An 18,998-nucleotide genomic window follows, 5' to 3' on the forward strand; every position below is an offset into this window, starting at 1 on the left:
CCTGCGGGTTTTTTGCCAAGCGATTTCATTCCGTTCTCGCCAGTTCTCGCCGCGTGGGCGGGGTGAAAAAAGGTCAGCCGGTCCGCGACGCCGAGCCGGAATCTGTCCTCTTCAATATCCATACTAGTTGAGGCTGATCGGGCGAGAGTCAAGTCCGTCGTCTGTTTGCCCTGCGATGCCGGTTTCCAATCTGCCGGCTTGTCGTTGGATTGCCATGAATTCCATTTGGCATTTTTATGGTGATGGCGGCGAAGAAAGACGCTGGATGATTTTCATTGCGGTGAATGGCATTCCGAATATTTTCTTTTGGGTTCGACGCGGTATTTCTAATCAAGTGTTTGTTTTTATATGTAATCCGCCGGTTTTAGCTGTCTTGCAGTGCGGGGGACGCTTGCCTACAATCAAAGCCGGATTGGAATTGCTGAATAGCCGCTGGGCATTTTTTATTGCCGAAATAATGGCGGAAGAGTCGGGTTGGCAATGGTTGTGGCTTGATTTGCATTGAGATTGAATGGCGGGGGCTATGGGCCAAATGGAAGGAATCGCATCGTGAATGCGATAGAAGAAATATTGCTGCACTTGTGCCGCAGCGAAGGGCTGCCGGATTCCGCCGTGCTGGATATGGTCGCCGTGCAAAAAAGCATGCATCCTCGAGCCAGCCTGATGTATTGGGCCGTGGTGGATTTTGCGCTGCCCTCCACCGAGGAGCGCCTGTTCGTATTCGATACGCTGGAAAACAGCACTCAGCGCTTTCTGGTGGCCCACGGTCGCGGCAAGGACGCCGACGCCAACCTGATGCGCGCCAACACCTTTTCCAACGAAGCCGGTTCCGACGCCTCCTGCCTGGGCGTGTGCCGGGCTTCGGAGACCTATTTCGGCAGCCAGGGTCTGTCGCTGTGGCTGGATGGACTGGAGCGCGGCAACGCCAATATGAGGCCGCGCAATATCGTCATGCATGGCGCGCCCTATGTTTCGCAGCAGTATATCCGCGAGCACGGCATATTGGGCCGCTCGGACGGCAGTCTGGCAGTGGACTTGCAGTACAGCACCGGGCTGATCAATATGTTGCAGGGCGGCTCCTATATCAACTGCATCTGCTCCCACCACTGAACTCCGCCTTGCTCCGGACAAAAAGGCCCTGGAAGTTTTCCAGGGCCTTTTCGCAGCCAGGCCTCAGTTGAGTCGTTCCAGGCTGTAATTGGCCGGCTCCCAGGCAAAAGCGTCGGCGTCGCTGCGCACGTGGCCGATGCCGGGGAAGGCGATGTGCGCGGCGGCCACCCAGTAGCCGTGGGCGGCGGCATCGGCAAAGGCCTTGCGCCGCTGTTCGATTGCGCTTGCGGAGTCGACGTCGAAATCGATGGCGATTTCCGGATGCGCGAACTGCGCCTGCTGGGCGTGCACGGCGTCGCCCCAGAACTGCATGCGGGCGCCGTCGCTGCTCGCCTCGTAGAAGACATGGCCCGGGGTGTGGCCGGGGGTGGCGATGGCGCGGATGCCGGGGAACAGCTCGACGCCAGGCTCGAAGGTTTTCACCTTGCCGGCCGCCAGGTAGGGCGCCAGCGAAGCCTGCGCCTGGTCGAAGCCCTGGCGCTGGTCGAAGCCGGACGCGCGCGGTCCGTCCACTTTGGCCTTGTTGGCCGGATTCAGCCAGAAGTCGGCCTCGTTCCGGCTCAGATAGATGTCGGCGTTGGGGAACATCCGCTTGCCGGCCGCGGAGAGGCCGCCGGAATGGTCGAGGTGGACATGGGTGAGCAGCACCGCGTCGATGTCTTCGGGACGGTAGCCGGCGGCGCGGAGGTTTTGCTGCAGCCGGCCGGCTACGTTGGCGCCGAACAGCTGGCCGGCGCCGCTGTCCACCAGCAGCAGTTTGCCGCCGGTATTGATCAGGAAGGTGTTGATCGAGGTTTCCGCCTGGTCCGGCTTTTGGAAGCCGTTTTCCAGCAGGCGGCGGATTTGTTGCGGTTCCTCGCCGCTGAGCAGCTTGTCCAGCGCGACTTTCACCGTGCCGTCCGAGACGGCGGTGACCTCGAATTGGCCCAGCATCATCCGGTAATAGCCGGGCGCCTGGACGCGAACTTGCGGCGCCGCCGCGTAACTGGGGAAGGCGGGCAGCAGCGTGGTGGTGGCGGTAGCCAGGGCCAGCGCCAGGCTGGCGGCGAGGGTTTGCATTTTTCGGCTGAGTTTCATGATGGCTCCTGTCTGGTATGTCTGCGGCGATTTGCCGCTGGGCTTGACTGTATGTTCCAATACGCGGTCATATCGCTCAAATCGATTGGAAAGATAATGACTATCAGCGAAAGAGATTTCAGGGGGGTCGATCTCAATCTGTTGGTGGCCTTTTTGGTGTTGATGCGCGAGCGCAGCGTCTCGCGCGCCGCCGAGCAGCTTTACCTCGGGCAGCCGGCGGTGAGCGGCGCGCTGGCGCGGTTGCGCAACCTGTTCGACGACGAGCTGCTGGTGCGCACCGCAGGCGGCATGGAGCCCACCGTCAGAGCCTTGCAGCTGGAGGCCAGCCTGCTGCCAGCCCTGCAGGGCGTGCAAGCCGCGCTGTTCCAGCCGGCCGGATTCGATCCGGCCCGCGCCGAGCGCACCTTCACGCTGGCGATGCCGGACTGGGTGGAAATCTGGCTGATGCCGCGGGTGTTCGCCGAACTGCGCCGCCAGGCGCCGGGGATGCGCATCGCGGTCAAGGCTACCGACCCCTTCCAGGGCGCGGCCATGCTGGAGCGGCATGAAATGGAGCTGGGCATCGCCACGCTGCTGGCCGAGCCGGGTTGGATGCGCAGCCAGCCGCTGGCAAGAATGGGCTTCAGCTGCGTGCACCACGCGGCGCAGTTGCGGTTTGACGGCGGACTGTCGCTACCGGACTACATTGCGCATCCCCATCTGCTGGTCACCTACCGCGGCGCCTTCCAGAGCGGCATCGACCAGTTGCTGGCGGAACAGGGCCTGCAGCGGCGGGTGCAGTACATCACGCAGCAATTCAGCGCCTTGCCCAGCCTGCTGCGCGAAGTGCCGGCGCTGGCTACGGTGCCGGCCGCGCTAGCCAGACATTGGGCCGATTGCCAGAGTTTGCGCGCCTACCCGCTGCCGCTGCCGGTTCCGACTTTTGAAATCGCCATGTTCTGGCATGCGGCCAAGGACCGCGATCCGGCGCTGGAATGGCTGCGCGGGGTGATTGCCGGGTTGGCCTTGGAGATGGTGGCTTGAGGAGAGGCGGCTGTCGCGAGGACATGCCGGTTCCGGCGGCGCGGCCGGCGCGGGTAACCTGCTCTCCTAAGGGGCGCGGCCCGCCGGCCTGTTCCGCGGCCGCGCTCTGGAAGTTCAAGGCACGCGGCGCGTCATTCTGCTAGAACGGGATATTGAGCCAGAAAACCGGGGGATGCGGATGGCGACAATCAATAATCTGGATCTGCTACCGGACAACTTGCCGGCACCGCGCGACGATGGCGCCGCCGATCATCTGCGGGCCCGCTCGTTGCCGCCGCTGGCGCTGCCGGCTACCGACGGCAGCATGGTCGATCTTTCCGCATTGTCAGGGCGCAGCGTGGTGTTCATCTACCCACGAACCGGGCAACCCGGCGTTCCAGCCTTGGTGGAATATTGGAACGAGATCGCCGGCGCGCGCGGCTGCACGCCGCAGACCAAGGGCTACCAGGCGCTGGCCGGGGAGTTTCAGGCGCTCGGTTGCCGCATTTTTGGCCTGTCCACCCAGAGCCGCGCATATCAGCAGGAATTGGTTGCCCGGCTGGGGTTGCCGTTTCCCATTCTCAGCGACGAGCGCTTGCAGCTGGCGCGCGCGTTGTCGCTGCCCACGCTGGAAGTGGCCGGACAGACGCTGCTCAAGCGCATGAGCTGGCTGGTGCAGGATGGCCGCATTGTCCGCGTCCGTTACCCGGTGTTTCCGCCGGACGGCAACGCAGCCGAAATGCTGGCTTGGCTCCGCCAGGAGCCGGCGTAGCTATTCATGCCGCATATGTCCGCCGCGCGCTAGCTGGCGGCTTGCGGCCGAAGCGTGAACAACTCGTCGAAAATGGCGCGGAAGGCGGCCGCCGCGCAACGGGCGCCGCGCAGCGCTCCCAGCACGAACTCGCCGTCGGGCGGGCCTTGCTCGCGCAGCCAGCGCGCCAGCATGATTTCCTCATGTCCCAGCCGGTAGTCCAGCTGCGCGTGGCGGCATACTGCGTCGAAGCCCGGTGCCGCAAAAGGATACAACTGCGCGAAACCGGCGAACTGCCGTCGCAACGCTGCGGCGTCGCGTATGGTGGCCGGGGCGTGGAAGATGCCGTAGCAACCCAGATAGGCTGCCGGCCAACGACTGAGCGACACCATTAGCGCAATCAGCCGCCGAGTGCTGGCCAGCGCCGGGGTGTCCACCGCCTGGCAGCCCGGCGCGCCGCAGCGACGCAGGCCGTCGGCAATCATCGCCGCATGGCCTTGTTCCTCCTGGTAATGCCGCAGCAGGTGGGGGCGCAAGGCCGGCAGTTGGCAGTTTTCGCAGGCGCAGCGGTTGTGCAGGTCGGCGCCGGCGGTGCGGTGGTAAAGCTGGCCGAGAAAGCCGAACACCTCGCCGGCGGTAGCCTGGCCGGCCATAAAGCGCGGCCAGAACGGCGAAGCGAAAACGCCCAGCGCCCAGCTGTCGCACAAGGCAAGGAAGCCATCGAGAAAGCCGTCTACGCCTTCTGGACGGGCCGGCAGCGAATGCAGCGCGTCGCATTGCTGCAGCCGTTGTTGCAGTAGGCGGGGCAAGCCGCTGTCGACCGCGGCCATGCCGTTCTCCAGCGATGCCAGCCCAAGGTCGAGAGCCGCTGGGGCGTCGGCTATGCTCAACCGCCATTGCGGGGTGTCAATCACCAGCGAGCGGGCCTGGCGGCGGTATCCGACGTGGGGTCCCAGTATCCAGACGGATGCCATCTTATCCGGTTCCCCCCGCGCCAAGGCGCGGCAATGCGTAGCCATCCAGCGGCAGGCTAAAGGTTTTCAGCTCGCTGTATTGCTCCATGCTCCAGCGTCCGCCTACCCGTCCCAGGCCGCTGGCGCCGCGGCCGCCGAACGGCGCGCGCACATCGCGGATGACCGGGCTGTTGACCGCGACCACGCCGGTGCGCAGCTGGCGCGCCAGGCGCAGCCCCTTGGCGGCGTCGGCGCACCACACCGTAGCGGCCAGGCCGTAGTCGCTGGCGTTGGCCAGCGCTACCGCCTGTTCGGCCGTGCGGAACGACGTAACGGCCACCACCGGGCCGAAGACTTCCTGGCGGAACAGGCTCATTTGGGGGGCGACGCCGTCGAGCACCGCCGGTTGCAGATAGCTTCCATCCAGATCCTTGGGGCGCAGGCCGCCGCAGAGCAGGCGGCCGCCCTCTTGTCGCGCGGTTTCCAGATGGCGTTCTATCGTCCACAAATGGGCTTCGTCTATCATCGGGCCGATTTCGCTCAAGGGATCGCAGGGGTCGCCGATGCGCAAACGGCGCACGCGCGCGACGAAGCGGTCGAGGAAGGCGTCCTTGATGTCCTGTTGCAGCAGCAAGCGAGAACCTGCGGTGCAGACTTCGCCGTTGCTGGCAAACGCGGCCAGCATCGCGCCGTCCACCGCAGCGTCCAGATCGGCGTCGGCCAGCACGATGGTCGGGGATTTGCCGCCCAGTTCGTACAGCGTGCGCCGGAATGCGCTGACAGGCTGCGCGGCGATGTCCCGGGCGGCGTCGGCGCCGCCGACGAAGCACAATCCGTCCAGTTGCGGGTTGCGCGCCAGCGCTTGGCCGGTGGGGGAGCCGGGGCCATGGATGATGTTGACCACGCCGGCGGGGAAGTCCAGCGCGGCGATCAACTCGGCCAGCAGCGATAGGGTGAAGGGTGCGCGCTCCGAGCTCTTGAGCACCACGGTGTTGCCCATGGCCAGCGCCGCCGCCAGATTGATGGTGGCGACGGCCAGCGGCGCGTTCCATGGCGCCAGGATGGCGACGACGCCCAAGGGTTCGCGCTGCACGATCTGCCAGTAGGCATTGTCCATCGCGAAGCATTCGCCGGCCAGCCGCTGGCATTCCGCGGCGAAATAGCGGCAGTGCGCGATGGCGCGCGGCAGGTGCCCTTGCGAGGTCATGCTCAGCAGCATGCCGGTGTCGGCGGTTTCCGCGCGCGATAGCGCATCGAGATTGGCTTCTAGCTGGTCGGCCAGGGACAGCAGCAGGTCGGCGCGGTGGGCGGCGGGCAGGCCGCTCCAGCGGCCATCGTCGAAAGCGTTGCGGGCGGCGGCGACGGCAGCGGCCACTCGCGCGGCGTCCGCCGCTGGCGCCAGCCCCAGCAGGGCGCCGCCGGCCGGATTGTAAGTGGCGAACAGTTGCGGCTGTTGTTGCGGCGATAAGGCGCCGTCTATCAGTTCGGCAAGTATGCGTTCGCTCATGGCGGAGTTCCTTTGACGGGGCCTGGGTCGAATTGCGGGGGTGGGCGGTTACTGCATGGCGTTGTGGCAAGCGTTGAGGGTGAAGGCGGGGATGCCGCGCAGGTGTTCGAAGGCGCGGGAAAAGGCATTCGCGGCTTCGTCCAGACTGGCGCGCGAGTGCCGCGCCGACAGCCAGCCGTGGTTGGCGTGGCAGTCCACGCCTTCCAGCAGCAGGGCCATGCGCAGCAGCCGGTGTTGCGGCGCATGCTGCGCCGCCAACTGCACCATGGCGGTGCCGGGTGAGATGGACAGGTCCCTGGCGCGGGCGCCTATCACCAGGTGGAAGATCGAGCTTTGCGCGTAGGCGCCGACATCCACTCCCGCCGCTTCGGCGGCGGCGTTGATCGACCGGGTCAGGTCTGCGGCGGCCTGGTTGGCCCGCGTTAGCGGCTCGCCGTCGCCGATCAGCTCCAGTGTGGCCAGCGCAGCCGCCGCGGTGATCGGGCAGCCGTTGAAGGTGCCGCTGTGTATCAGCCGGCGGCTGTCGAATACAGACATCAGTTCGGCGCAGCCGCCGACCAGCGCGCCGGGCATGCCGCCGGCGGCGATTTTCGCCAGCAAGGTCAGGTCGGGGCGCACCCGGCTCATGGCCTGCACGCCGCCCAGATGGTAGCGGAAGCCGCTGATGACTTCGTCGAAAATAAGCAGGCTGCCATAACGGTCGCACAGAGCGCGCAGCGCGGACAGGTGTTCGGCTGACCAGGCCAGGCTGCCGGAGCTGCCGCCGCCAGGCTCCAATATCAGCGCCGCCACGTCGCCCACTGCCAATTCCTCCTCCGTCGCGGCCAGATCCAGCGGAGGAATAATGCCGACGTGGTCTTCCACCCCAGGATTGAAGCCGGCCGCGGCGGCCGGCAGCATGTGAGCCAGGCAGTCGTCGAACCAGCCGTGGAAGTGGCCATCGACCCGGACGATGCGGCTGCGGCCGGTGGCGACCCGCGCGACCCTCAGCGCCAACTGCGCGGCCTCGGATCCGGAAGCGGTGAAGCGCACCTGTTCGCAGGAGGGGAAATAATCGCGTATGCGTTCCGCCCAGGCGAAATGCAGGCGGTGGACGCCGCCCAGGTGCTGTCCCTGCTCCATCTGCCGGGAGACGGCGGCAACCACCGCCGGGTGGGCGTTGCCAAACAGCAGGGCGCCGTGGCCCATCCACAGGTCCAGATAGCGTCGGCCGTCCACATCCCATTTGTAGATGTCCCGCGCGCGCTCGAACACTACCGGATATGGCTCCAGCCGCCAGCTGTCATGGCCGCTGCCGCCGGCCAGCGGGTTGCCGCCAGCGCGCCAGACCCGGCCGTCCGGCCGGGCGCGGCGATAGCGTTCCAGCAGCGCCTGTTCCGCCTCGCTTGTCTGCCTCATAGCAACCCTTCCAGTTGCAGCGCGCGGCGCGGGGCGAAGCCCTCGGCGTGGCCGTAGTAGCTGAAGATGCCTTCGAAGAACAGGATGAACGACTCGGCGACGCCGCGCATCACGCTGCGGACGCGCCGCAGTTGAACGGGCGAGAGCAGCGGCGCCTCGCGGCACAGCCGCATGAACACCGTGCTGTCATGGCCCAGCGCCACGTCCAGGCTGGCATGACGCTGAAAGGCGTCGAACATGCCGGCCGCGTATGGATAGCACGCGCGGAGCCGGCTGTAGAATTCGTCCAGCACCGCCAGCGACTGCGGCGCCAGTCCCGGCTGCATGATCGCGAAGCTGGCGGTGTAGGCCAGTTCGCCTTCGTAGGCGTATTCGACCAGCTGGTTGATCAGCGCGCGGGTATGGGGCAGCGGCGGAGCGGCCTGGATCGAGGCCGGGTCGAGATGGCAGCGCGCCAAACCCTCCAGGAAGATGCCGCCGTGGCTCATCTCCTCGACGTAATGGCTGGCGATCGGATTGCGCAGTTGGCGCATTTCGCGAGTGTGGGCCACGCCGAGCGGCATGTAATCGTTGGCAGCATCGACGAAATGATAAAACTCGACTCCCCAGCCCAGAATTTGCGATGGGCTGCATGCGCCGGACAATACGCTGTCCCAGAACGGTTGCTCGAAGATTGGCTTGGCCCAGAAGCGCGCTTCCGCCTGCAAGGCGGCGGCGAGCTCGGCGTGACTGGCGGCGGCGGCGGCGCGCTCAAGGTCGAGCAGCAAGTCGGATTCCAGCAGCGCCTGCAATGCCGGCTCCAGCAATTGGCTAGTGTGAATGCCTTGCTGTGCAAGCAGCTCGGCCGGGCAGCCGGGCTGGCGCAGCGCTTGAATCACCGCAGCGATCTGCGGCGCCAGCAGGCTTTCCAGCAGAATCTCCTCCTCGCGGCAGGAAATCAGCACGCTAGTGTCCGCGGGCAGCGCCCGGCAGATGGGCGACAGCAAGTAACGGCGCTGGGCGATCGTCATGCCCTTCCCCTGTATATGCGCAGCGCCCGCAACGGAAAGGCGTCGGCGGATTGGTAGAACTTGAGGATGTCGTCCGACCACATTTCCAGCGTCTCGACCAGCGCGTAGGCATCGCGCAGCGCGGCCAGAGCGCGTTCCAGCGGAATCGGCCCGGTCAGCCGCACCACTTTTTCCACAAAATCTCCATGGCCGTAATCCTCGTCCAGCAGCGCGTGGTCGGCCATCGGCTGCACCGCCGCTCGCTGGTCGCCGTCATAAAACCGGGCAATCTGGTCGAAGAACAGGTGTGCGGCTTCACGGTCGCGTCCGGTAGACTCCAGAAATCCCGAGCAGGCGGCATAGCGCAGGCAGTCGCGCCGCGCCGCCGCCCGCATCAGGTTCTGGATGGCGCGGGTGGAAGGCAGTGGTTGCAGCTGCGCCCGCAGCTCGGGACCGATATCCAGCGCATCCAGCGAATGTTCGAAGAAGGCGTAGTGATCCCATTCCTCGACGAAGTGCTGGGAGAAAATGGCGCGGATGGCGCGGTTCTCGGTGTGGGCGATCGCCATCGGCAGCCTGTCCATCACATTCTCGATGAAGAACCAGGACTCGATGACCCAGCCGATGAATACCGGCCGTGGCAGGCTGCCCGCAGTGAGGCCCCGCCACAATGGGTGGGAGAACAGCCGGGGCTTCCAGTGGGAGTACAGGCGGCGGCAGGCGGCGGCGAAAGCTTGCGGTTCTACGGCGGAGTCGACGCGCGCGCGGCCCTGATGCAGCGCGCCCAGCTCGGTCAGCTGGTCGACGATGGCGCGCAGCGTGTCAGCCGCCAGGCCGCTGATCCTGCCGGCAGTGTGGATGTCGGTCAGCCCGTTCAGCGAGGCCATCGCCTGCTGTAGCCGGGCGGGCGAAGACCCGGACAGGGTGAACACGGTGTCTTCGATTTCCACTTCCAGCGCCTGGCCGACGATGTTCAGCCGCGCATCGGCGCGCAGCAGCGGCAGTTCAGTGGTTGACATGATGGTTCCCGGCAAGTTGGCTTGGCAAGAAGAGGAAGCAGGCGGGCAAGCGGACTGCCCGCCCACCCGCGCGGCCGACTTACTTGACAATCACGCCAACAACCGAGAGCGCGCTGGTTGGCCGCTTCTTGCTCACCTGAACGGTGATCTCGTTACCCAGTTTTTCCGGATCGCTTTCCACGATCCGAACATGGCTGGAGGTTCCCTTGGGGACGTGGATCAGGACTTCTTTTTCGTCCAGAGGCTTGCGTACGGGGTCTGTCATGGCAACTCCTTTGAAAAAGGCTATGTTGCGGAAGAACGGCTAAGCCGTAGGTGAATCGGGCGGGAGGTTCGTTTGCATTTGGCATGCGAGCCCGCCGGGCGCTGCTACTGCAATTGAGTGATAGAGGTGGGGCGAAAAATGTCAAGGGAATTAATTTGTAATCATTTGGATGGTAATTGGCTGGGATTTTGCCCCGACCGCGGCGCGGGTCTGCCGGATCGGCGCAGGCCATGCCGCCGATTGATCCTGAGGCCGGCGATTCCCGCGCCGCCCATCCAGTGGGGAATCCAGATGCCACGCGTCGCGGACCCCACTACAGCGTGTGGCTGGAGGGCTGTCGCCAAACCGCGCGGCATGACGTGAAGCGTCTGGGGGGATGGCCCTGGGGCCTTCAAGGCCAAGACCGGCGCGAAGGCGGGCTCGGTGATTTTGCGACGTCATGCTGGTAATTAAGACAGTTTTTCATGTCGAGCTGCCTGAGCGCAGCCAAGAGCCGGCTTGGCGGTCAAGCCATCGCCTATTCAATCTGCTTGGCGCCCTGCGGCGGCCGTCTATGCGAAAATGGCATGACCAGCCTACGAAAATCCGAGCGAGGTCACGCGGGATTGTCGTGGCGGGCGGCCATGTCTACGGTAGCGCGTCCATTCCGGAGAGTCTTTTGGGTGGCGGCGGTTTCCGGTCCGGCTTGTGGATCGCGGCAGGTTCACCCGTGGATGCCGCGCGGCGCCGTCGCTCCAAAAAGCGCAGCGTGGCATGTCCGCAGCAAGCGGCTCAAGATGGCGAATATTGAGCGATTGGCGGCCAAGCAGCAGGCTCTGGCATCTTGCGATGCCAGAATCTTTACGCAAGGCGATGCGAACTGCCGCGCATCAGCCGGACGGCAGGCTCAGCCGCAGGCCCCCACGTGGCCGCAGGCGGTGCAGAACTCGCAGCCGTCCTTCTTGATCAGCGCGTGGTTGCCGCATTCCGGGCAAGGCTTGCCGGCCAGCGGTTTCAGCGGCGCGGCTGCTTCCATGGCGAACAGGTCGCTCTGCTCCGGCGCCATCACCCCCATTTCCTCCACCGGCACGCCTTCTTCGGTGAGCACGCCCAGCATCGCGTAGCGGTGGATGGTCAGGCGGGCTAGATAGGCGACGGTGGACGGCCAGCTCTGCGACTTTTCCAGGCTGGGGATGCGGGCGAAGAAGTCGCCTTGCGGTTCGGCGTAGTTCAACAGCTTGCGCAGTTTCAGGCCTATCCAGGCCGGGTCTATCACCCGCATGTCCAGGCTCAGCATCTTGCACAGGCCGTCCAGCTCGCGCGGATAGGCGCCGGCCAGCCACACCGAGTACGGCCGGCGCTTGCCGTTGGGCAGGATCAGCTCCTTGATGAACAGCACGAAGTCGTCGCCGGTTTGCGGGTTGACCACGTCCACCGACCAGCTCATGGTGCCGTCGCTGCCGGATTTCGGCTCCTTGCGCGCGAACAGCGCGTCCATCACCGGCGTGGCTTCGCCGGCTTCCAGGGTCAGCGCGCCCAACTGCTCGACGCGGTGGCGCACCACCTGGCCCAGCGCGGCGGCGGCGGAGGTGGCGTGGACGGTTCTGTCGCCCAGCTGGAACTGGTAGCGCTTGTCGCCGTTGGTGCGCGACAGCGCGTCCAGTTTGGCCGCCAGCCAGGCGCGGTCGCGGCAGCGCATGTCCATCGACAGCGTCTTGGCGATGGCGGACAGGCCGCGCTGCACCTCGGTGGCGTTGACCCAGCATTCGAACGGCGTGGCGCGGCCGTTTTCCATATGGCCGACCACCACGGCGAAGTGGCCGGCGTCGCCTTCCACCATGAAGGTCCACGACGGGTTGCCCTCCTTCAGCTTGGGACGGTTCGGCCATTTCAGGCTGGACAAGGCCGGCGTGGGCGCGGTGTTGAGGGTGACGCGGCGGTCCGGGTCGCCGTCGCCGCTGCCGGACAGGTCTTGCGGCGCGGCGGCGATCTGGGCCGGCTCCACCGACAGCACCGAGCCCAGCACATTGTTGGGGCGGTAGGTGGTGATGCCCTTCAGGCCGGCGCGCCAGGCTTCCAGGTACAGGGTTTCGAAGTCCTCGAACGGATAGTCGGCCGGGACGTTGACGGTTTTGGAGATGGCGGTGTCGACATAGGGGGCGACGGCGGCCACCATCCGCATGTGGTCGAGCGCGCTCATCTCCAGCGCCGAGACGAAGTAGTCGGGCAGGCGGGCGGTATCGCCGCCCTGCATCCGCCACACGCGGTAGGCGTGGTCTTCCACCAGGTATTCCTGCTGGCTGCCGTCGGCCATCCGCTTCTTGCGGGTGTAGAACCAGGAGAACGGCGGCTCGATGCCGTTGGAGGCGTTGTCGGCGAAGGCCAGCGAGATGGTGCCGGTGGGGGCGATGGACAGCAGATGCGAATTGCGGATGCCGTGTTTGCGTATCCTGGCCTGGATCTTGTCCGGCAGTCGGCTGGCGCAGTGCGGCGCGGCCAGGTATTGGTCGGCGTCGAACAGGGGGAAGGGGCCTTTTTCTACGGCGAGGTCAACCGAGGCGTCGTAGGCGGCGTCGCGCATGCTTTCTGCGATGCGGGCGGCGAAGCGGCGGCCTTCCTCGCTGTCGTAGCGTATCTTCAGCATGATCAAAGCGTCGCCAAGGCCGGTGAAGCCCAGGCCGACGCGGCGCTTGTTCATCGCCTCGCGCTGCTGCTCAGGCAAGGGCCACACGGTCAGGTCCAGCACATTGTCCAGCATCCGGATCGAGGTGCGCACCACTTTCTCGAACGATTTGAAGTCGAAATGGGCCTTGTCGCCGAACGGCGCGCGCACGTGGCGGGCGAGGTTGATCGATCCCAGGTCGCAGCAGCCGTAGTCCGGCAGCGGCTGTTCGCCGCAGGGGTTGGTGGACTCTATCACCTCGCAATAGGACAGGTTGTTGTCCTGATTGATGCGGGTCATGAACAGCACGCCGGGCTCGGCGTGGTCGTAGGTGGAGGCCATGATCTGCCGCCACAGCTCGCGGGCGCGCACGCTGCGGTACACCCATAGGCCGTCCTCGCGCTGGAAGCTGTCCGGAAAGGCGCTGGAGGCCGGCTCCACCGCGTGGGTCAGCTGCCAGTCGGCGTCGGCTTCCACCGCCTGCATGAAGGCGTCGGACACGCCGACTGAGATGTTGAAGTTTTTCAGGTCGCCCTGGTCCTTGGCGTGGATGAAGGCCTCCACGTCAGGGTGGCTGATGTCCAGCACGCCCATCTGCGCGCCGCGGCGCGCGCCGGCCGATTCCACCGTCTCGCAGCTGCGGTCGAACACCCGCATATACGACACCGGGCCGGAGGCGCGGCTGTCGGTGCCCTTCACCCGCGCACCCCTGGGGCGGATGCGCGAGAAGTTGTAGCCGACGCCGCCGCCGCGGCGCATGGTTTCCGCCGCCTGCAGCAAGGCCTGGTAGATGCCAACCTTGCCGTCCTCGGTCTCCGACACCGAATCGCCCACCGGCTGCACGAAGCAGTTGATCAGCGTGGCCCTGAGGTCGGTGCCGGCGGCGGAATTGATGCGGCCGCCGGGGATGAAGCCGTGGTCCAGCGCTTCGAAAAACAGCGGCTCGAAGCGGGCCGGGTCTTTTTCCAATGCCGCCAGCGCGCGGGCGACGCGGCGGCGGACTTCGCTGACGCTTTGTTCGCCGTTCTTGGCGTATTTTTCCAGCAACACCTCGCGTGAGATGTCCTGCTCCGCCATGGCGGCGATGTTTTCCTGCTGCATGGAGCGCTCATCCTTACTGATGCGGTGTTCGACGACGGCGGCATGTCCGAATCGGCATGAAAAAACGGCGTAGCACACTATATGTTGTTACGCCGTTGCCATTTAAAGCGCAAGTATTGTGTTTGTGCCGCTTTGATTATAGCGCGGTCACGGTCGGGCCTACGCTTACTTGGCGGTGATTTTCACCGCCAGTTCCACGCCGTCGCGGTTGGCCGAGGTCTTTTGCGGCGCGTCCAGCGTCACCCGCTCGGCGAGGTCGGGCGCATGGCGCAGCATCACCTTGCGGGCGTTGGCGCCGCGTAGTTCGGCCAGTTTCACCAGGTCGGCCTGGCTCACTTTTTCGGCCGCCAGCATCTCGTCGCGCAACAGCTTGGCCAAGGCCTCGCCGGACGGGCCGCCCGGCTTCAGCGTGTGGCCCAGCAGCTTGAGCCGGCCGATGCGCTGGCCGTAGACGGTTTTGATCGCGGACTGGGTCTGCGCGTCCTTCAGGTCCAGTGACGGCAGCGGCTCGTCGTCCATCGGCGCGTGGCCGGCGGCGGCCAGCACGGCGGAGTCGATGCGGGCGCGCGCCAGCTGCTTGCCATCCTCGTCAGACGCGTAGCCGCCGGAGATCGCCAGCTGCATCTTGGGCCGCTTGGCCATCAATCCCGCCACCTTGTCCAGCTTCTCGCGCTCTGGCGGGCTGACATGGGCCTCGCCGGCGACGAAGCGGATGTCGTCGAAGCCGTCGCCGCCCAACAGCGCGCCCAGCGCGCGGAACGGCGCGGTGACCACCTTGGTGACGATGTTGACGAAGGCCTTCCATATCACCTGGCCGTAGCTGAATTGCGGATCGTCCAGGCTGCCGGCGACCGGCAGGTCCAGGTCGATGCGGCCGTTGCTGTCTTCCAGCAGCGCCACCGCCAGCCGCAAGGGCAGATGGGGCGACTTGTCGCCTTTCAGCTCGTCTCCCAGCTGGATCGAGTCGATCACGATGCGGTTTTCGCCCTTGAGCTGGCGGTGCTCCAGCAGATAGCGCAGCTCCAGCGACAAGCGGCCGTCCTTCACCTGCCAGCCGGCGAAATTCATCGAATAGGGGTTGAGGTTGTTCAGCGCCAGGTTGTGGAAGTCCAGACGGATGTCGGTGCTGTCGGTGGGAGACAGCGGCGACAGCGCGCCGCGCACCTTCACTTCACCGTATTGGTCCACCGCGCCGTCCAGCGTGATGCGACCGCGGCCGCCGGCGCGGGTGGACAGGTTCTGGATGCTGCCGCGCAGATGGTGCATGCGGGTGGCGAAATCCGGGGTCATGCCGTGGTCGGCGAATTCCACCGCGCCGTTCTGCACGTGGATGCTGTGCACGTCCACTTGCGGCAGCGGGGCCGCTTTGCCGCTGCCGGCCGGTTTGACCGGCGGGATGCGGCTGGCGAAGATCTGCTGCCAGTTGAGGCGGCGCTGCGGATCGAGGATCAGTCGGGCGCGCGGCTGGTCCAGCCGCACGTCGTTGATGTTCACTTTCAGCGGCATGCCTTGCACCTGCAGCCGGCTGAGGCTCAGATTATTCCAGCCCAGCAGCGGCAGCGCCTCGCCCGGCTCCTGCAGCGCCATCTTGGCTAGTTTCAGTTGGCCGGCCAGCTTCCATTGCGTAGCGGAGGCGGCGTGCAGCTGCAGGTCGGTGGATAGCGCGCCGCCGGAGAGTTTGAGCGGCGTGCCGGACAGCGCGTATGGTGCCAGCGGGGCGATGGGCAGCGCGTCAAGCCGGATGCGGCCATGGACGGACTGCTGGTCCGGATTCAGATCCAGCTTGACGGCCAGGCGGCCGTTGCCCATCCGTCCGTTCAGGTCCAGCCCCAGTTGCTGGCCATCCTGGGTGGCCAGCAGGCCGGATAACTGGTCCACGCCCAGCGTCAGCGGCTTGGGCAGCGCCAGATCGCGCCAGCTCAGCCCGCTGTCTTCCAGCTTGATTGCCGGGTAGGACAGCTTCCAGGCTGCCGCCTTGTCGGTTTTGTCCGTCTTGACGGCTTTTTGCGGGCGCTGAGCCAGCAGTTGCTGCAACTGCAGCTGGCCGTTGCGCTCGCGCTGCAGCGCCAGTTGCATGCCGCGCAGCGTGACATCGCCCGGTTTCAATTGCCGGAGTTTAAGGTCGATCAGCGACGGGGCCAACTCGGCGTCTGCCAGCGTCAGCCAGGGAGGGCCGCCGGCCGCGCCCAGCTTGAGATTGGCCAGGCTCAGGCCCAGGTCGTTCAGCTGCAGGCCGTGTTCCGGGCTGAGCGATATCCTGGCTTGCAGCTGCGGCATGTCGGTTTGCAGCTGCATCGGCTTGAGGTAAACGCCGTCGCGCCATTCGCCGTGCCATCGATTGAAGCGGAGGCTGTCCACCTTGACCAGCCAGGGCGAGGGCTGGGCCGGTTTGGCCGCGGGTTTTGCCGGCTGGGCGGAGGGCAGCGCCCGCAGCCAGTCCACCCCGCCGTTGGCGTCGCGGCCGGCGCTGACCCGGCCCTGGTTCAGCTCCACCTTGGCGATGGTCAGCAGCGAGCGGGACAGGTCCAATGCGCCGCCTTCCACTTTCAGTTCGGGCAGATGCAACTCGCCGCCGCCGCCGGGCGCGCGCAGCGTCAGCTGTTTGAGGCTGGCGCTGAGGGGGGAGATGGTGAGGTCCGGCCTGCTGCCGTTCATCTCAAACTGGTAGCGGGCATAGACCGACAATGCGCCTTGCGGTTTTTCCACCGAGAAATAGGGGCGGACGTAGTCCCAGATCGACGCCAGCGGCAGGCCCTGCATGCTGGCCTCGCCGCTCGATTGCAGCGGCTGCAGCCGCATGCTGCCTTTCCAGTCGAAGCGGCCGCCGCCTTCCAGCTCGGCGTGCAGCGCGTAGCGGCCGTTTTCCGCCAGCGTGGACAGGTCGGTCAGGCTGAGGTTGATCGGCATCAGGCGGAAACGCTCATGCTTGCCGTCGTTATGATCGTTCAGCCGGACCTGGCCGTCGCGCAGATTGAGCGCGGTGATTTTCAGCCGCGGCAACTTTTCCGGCGCCGAGCCGTCTTCCAGTTTGGGCGGGCCGGACAGGTCCGCCGCCAGTTTTTCCCAGTTCCATTGGCCGTCCGCTCCGCGTTCCAGCCACAGCTTCGGGCTGTCCAGCGTGAATTCGCTGGCTTGCCAGCGTCCCAGCAGCAGCGCGTAGGCGTCGGCGTTCAGGTAGACGCGGCGGGCGAGGAACAGCGGGTTGCCGTTGCCTTCGCGCAGGGCCAGGCCGTCCAGCGTCAGCTCCATGCTCCATGGCGTGATGCGCACCTGCTGGATGCTGAGCTGGCGGCCATGCTTCTTTGCCCAGTCGGCGACGGCCTGTTGCAGCAGCCGCGGGGCCAGCAAGCCGAGAAAAGCCCAGAACGCCAATAGCAGCGCGATGGCGATGGTTAGCCAGCGCAGCCAGCGGCGGGGTTTGCGGGGAGAGGGGGAGGGTGTGGCAGCTTCGGCCGGAACATGGGTATTCATATCGCTTAATTCTAATACACTTTGGGCGCGCCGTCCTGTTGCATTGTTTGTCCTATTGTTGACCAAAGTTGACAGCGGAATGGCATGCGACCGTTGCGGCGGCTGGCGACTGCTGGCTAGGATGGTCAGGTGTTCAAGATATTGAACGCAAAATTTGCCAAATTTTTATCACGAAAGGTTGATTATCTTGCAACAAAGCCACCGGCCACGCCGGTCATTCATCTTATTTTCAACAGCTGCGGCCACGCCGCTGCTGGCGGACCGCTGCCTATTCCTGCTTCAAGCCAGGCGGCCCCACACCCTGGCCAACCCGGCCCGGCTGCTGGGCAGTTCCGGAACCCATACTTAAAGACAGAGGCTTCAATGGATAGTGCCAATGCAATCAATCAATGGCTGGACGAACATCGCATCACCGAGGTGGAGTGTCTGATCCCGGACATGACCGGCCTCGCCCGCGGCAAGATCGTGCCGCGCCACAAATACAATCCCGCCGAGGGGCTGCGCCTGCCGGAGGCGGTGCTGTCGATGACGGTGACCGGCGACTACCCGGACCGCGATTTCACCTCGGTGGCCGACCCGGACATGAAGCTGATCCCGGATGCCAGCACCTTGCGTCCGGTGCCATGGAACAAAGAGCCCACCGCCCAGATCATCCATGACTGCTATTCCTTTGCCGGCCAGGCGGTGGACCTGGCGCCGCGCAATGTGCTCAAGCGCATCCTGAAGCTATATGAAGACAAGGGCTGGAAAGCGGTGATCGCGCCGGAGATGGAGTTCTACCTGGTGGAAATCCAGCCGGACGAGGACATGCCGCTCAGGCCGCCGGTGGGCCGCACCCGCCGCACCGAAGCCGGCATGCAAAGCTTTTCCATCGACGCGGTCAACGAATACGACGACATCTTCGACGTGATGTACGACTGGTGCGAGGCGCAGGGCCTGGCGCTGGACACGCTGATTCACGAGATGGGCACTGCGCAGATGGAGATCAACCTGGACCACGGCGATCCGCTGGAGTTGGCCGACCAGGTGTTCCTGTTCAAGCGCACGGTGCGCGAAGTGGCCATCCGCAACAATATGTACGCCACCTTCATGGCCAAGCCGATGCAGGGTCAGCCCGGCAGCGCCATGCACCTGCACCAAAGCGTGGTGGACGCCGACGGCCGCAATATCTTCAGTCAGGCCGACGGCAACCCGTCGCCGGCCTTCCTGCACTTCATCGGCGGCCTGCAGCGCTATCTGCCGGCGGCGATGCCGTTCTTCGCGCCGTATGTGAACTCCTACCGCCGCCTCAGCCGCTACACTTCGGCGCCGATCAACCTGTCCTGGGGTTACGACAACCGCACCTGCGGTCTCCGGGTGCCGCATTCCGGGCCGGAAGCGCGGCGCGTGGAGAACCGGCTGGCCGGGGTGGACGTCAATCCCTACCTGGCGATGGCCGCTAGCCTGGCTTGCGGCTATCTGGGCATGCGGGAGAAGATCCAGCCGTCCGATCCCCTGTCCGGCAGCGCCTACGAGCAGCCGCATCAGCTGCCGCGCCATCTGGACGACGCGGTCGACACGCTGCTGCGCTGCAAGCCGTTGGCGGAGCTGTTCGGCGAGCATTTCGTCGAGACTTACGCGGCGATCAAGGAGGCGGAGTACCGCGAGTATTTCGATGTGATCAGCCCGTGGGAGCGACGGTTTCTGCTGTTGCATGTGTGACGGGGCAGGCGAT

The 18,998-nt window shown here is 65.5% G+C and carries 14 protein-coding genes; 5 read left to right on the forward strand and 9 right to left on the reverse strand.

Annotated elements, in window-relative coordinates; translation table 11 throughout:
• Positions 1–214 precede the first annotated feature (214 nt).
• Positions 215–505, forward strand: a complete 291-nt coding sequence (locus BI344_RS24190; RefSeq protein ID WP_139167107.1) for a hypothetical protein — start codon at positions 215–217, stop codon at positions 503–505.
• Positions 506–549: 44 nt separating this feature from the next.
• On the forward strand, positions 550–1,110 hold the full coding sequence (locus BI344_RS21515) for a murein L,D-transpeptidase catalytic domain-containing protein (protein ID WP_071114839.1): 561 nt from the start codon (positions 550–552) through the stop codon (positions 1,108–1,110).
• 63 nt (positions 1,111–1,173) lie between these two features.
• Here the strand turns inward: BI344_RS21515 and BI344_RS21520 are convergent, their stop codons facing one another.
• Entirely contained in the window at positions 1,174–2,187 is a 1,014-nt protein-coding gene (locus BI344_RS21520; protein WP_071114840.1) for an MBL fold metallo-hydrolase, read from the reverse strand.
• 96 nt (positions 2,188–2,283) lie between these two features.
• Between BI344_RS21520 and BI344_RS21525 the strand changes: the two genes are divergently transcribed.
• Positions 2,284–3,210 carry a LysR family transcriptional regulator gene (locus BI344_RS21525; protein WP_071114841.1) on the forward strand — a complete coding sequence of 309 codons (927 nt, stop codon included), beginning with the start codon at positions 2,284–2,286 and terminating at the stop codon, positions 3,208–3,210.
• A gap of 178 nt (positions 3,211–3,388) precedes the next feature.
• Positions 3,389–3,961: a peroxiredoxin gene (locus BI344_RS21530; protein WP_071114880.1), complete on the forward strand. Its 573-nt coding sequence runs from the start codon at positions 3,389–3,391 to the stop codon at positions 3,959–3,961.
• 29 nt (positions 3,962–3,990) lie between these two features.
• Here BI344_RS21530 and BI344_RS21535 read toward each other — a convergent pair whose 3' ends face one another.
• From BI344_RS21535 to BI344_RS21570, 8 genes are all read right to left on the reverse strand, one after another.
• Positions 3,991–4,914 (reverse strand): hypothetical protein, encoded by a 924-nt coding sequence (locus BI344_RS21535; protein ID WP_071114842.1) that lies wholly within the window; start codon positions 4,912–4,914, stop codon positions 3,991–3,993.
• 1 nt (position 4,915) lies between these two features.
• The gene (locus tag BI344_RS21540; protein WP_071114843.1) at positions 4,916–6,400 is read right to left on the reverse strand and encodes an aldehyde dehydrogenase family protein; all 1,485 of its coding nucleotides are present in this window, start codon (positions 6,398–6,400) and stop codon (positions 4,916–4,918) included.
• A gap of 48 nt (positions 6,401–6,448) precedes the next feature.
• Entirely contained in the window at positions 6,449–7,798 is a 1,350-nt protein-coding gene (locus BI344_RS21545; protein ID WP_071114844.1) for an aspartate aminotransferase family protein, read from the reverse strand.
• On the reverse strand, positions 7,795–8,808 hold the full coding sequence (locus BI344_RS21550; RefSeq protein WP_071114845.1) for an iron-containing redox enzyme family protein: 1,014 nt from the start codon (positions 8,806–8,808) through the stop codon (positions 7,795–7,797). The genes BI344_RS21545 and BI344_RS21550 overlap by 4 nt, the downstream gene beginning before the upstream one ends.
• Positions 8,805–9,806 (reverse strand): thiaminase II/PqqC family protein, encoded by a 1,002-nt coding sequence (locus BI344_RS21555; protein WP_071114846.1) that lies wholly within the window; start codon positions 9,804–9,806, stop codon positions 8,805–8,807. The genes BI344_RS21550 and BI344_RS21555 overlap by 4 nt, the downstream gene beginning before the upstream one ends.
• A 79-nt stretch (positions 9,807–9,885) precedes the next feature.
• Complete coding sequence (locus tag BI344_RS24195) at positions 9,886–10,071, reverse strand: hypothetical protein (RefSeq protein WP_139167108.1); 186 nt, start codon at positions 10,069–10,071, stop codon at positions 9,886–9,888.
• A gap of 886 nt (positions 10,072–10,957) precedes the next feature.
• A complete protein-coding gene (locus tag BI344_RS21565) occupies positions 10,958–13,813 on the reverse strand; it encodes an adenosylcobalamin-dependent ribonucleoside-diphosphate reductase (RefSeq protein WP_071114848.1) in 2,856 nt (951 codons plus the stop codon).
• 165 nt (positions 13,814–13,978) lie between these two features.
• Positions 13,979–17,284, reverse strand: coding sequence for a DUF748 domain-containing protein (locus tag BI344_RS21570; RefSeq protein WP_071114849.1), 3,306 nt, complete (start codon positions 17,282–17,284; stop codon positions 13,979–13,981).
• 363 nt (positions 17,285–17,647) lie between these two features.
• On the opposite strand from BI344_RS21570, the gene BI344_RS21575 reads away from it, so the two are divergent.
• Complete coding sequence (locus BI344_RS21575; RefSeq protein WP_071114850.1) at positions 17,648–18,985, forward strand: glutamine synthetase family protein; 1,338 nt, start codon at positions 17,648–17,650, stop codon at positions 18,983–18,985.
• Positions 18,986–18,998: the final 13 nt, after the last annotated feature.

This window comes from Chromobacterium sphagni (assembly GCF_001855555.1).
GTDB classification, from domain to species: Bacteria; Pseudomonadota; Gammaproteobacteria; order Burkholderiales; family Chromobacteriaceae; genus Chromobacterium; species Chromobacterium sphagni.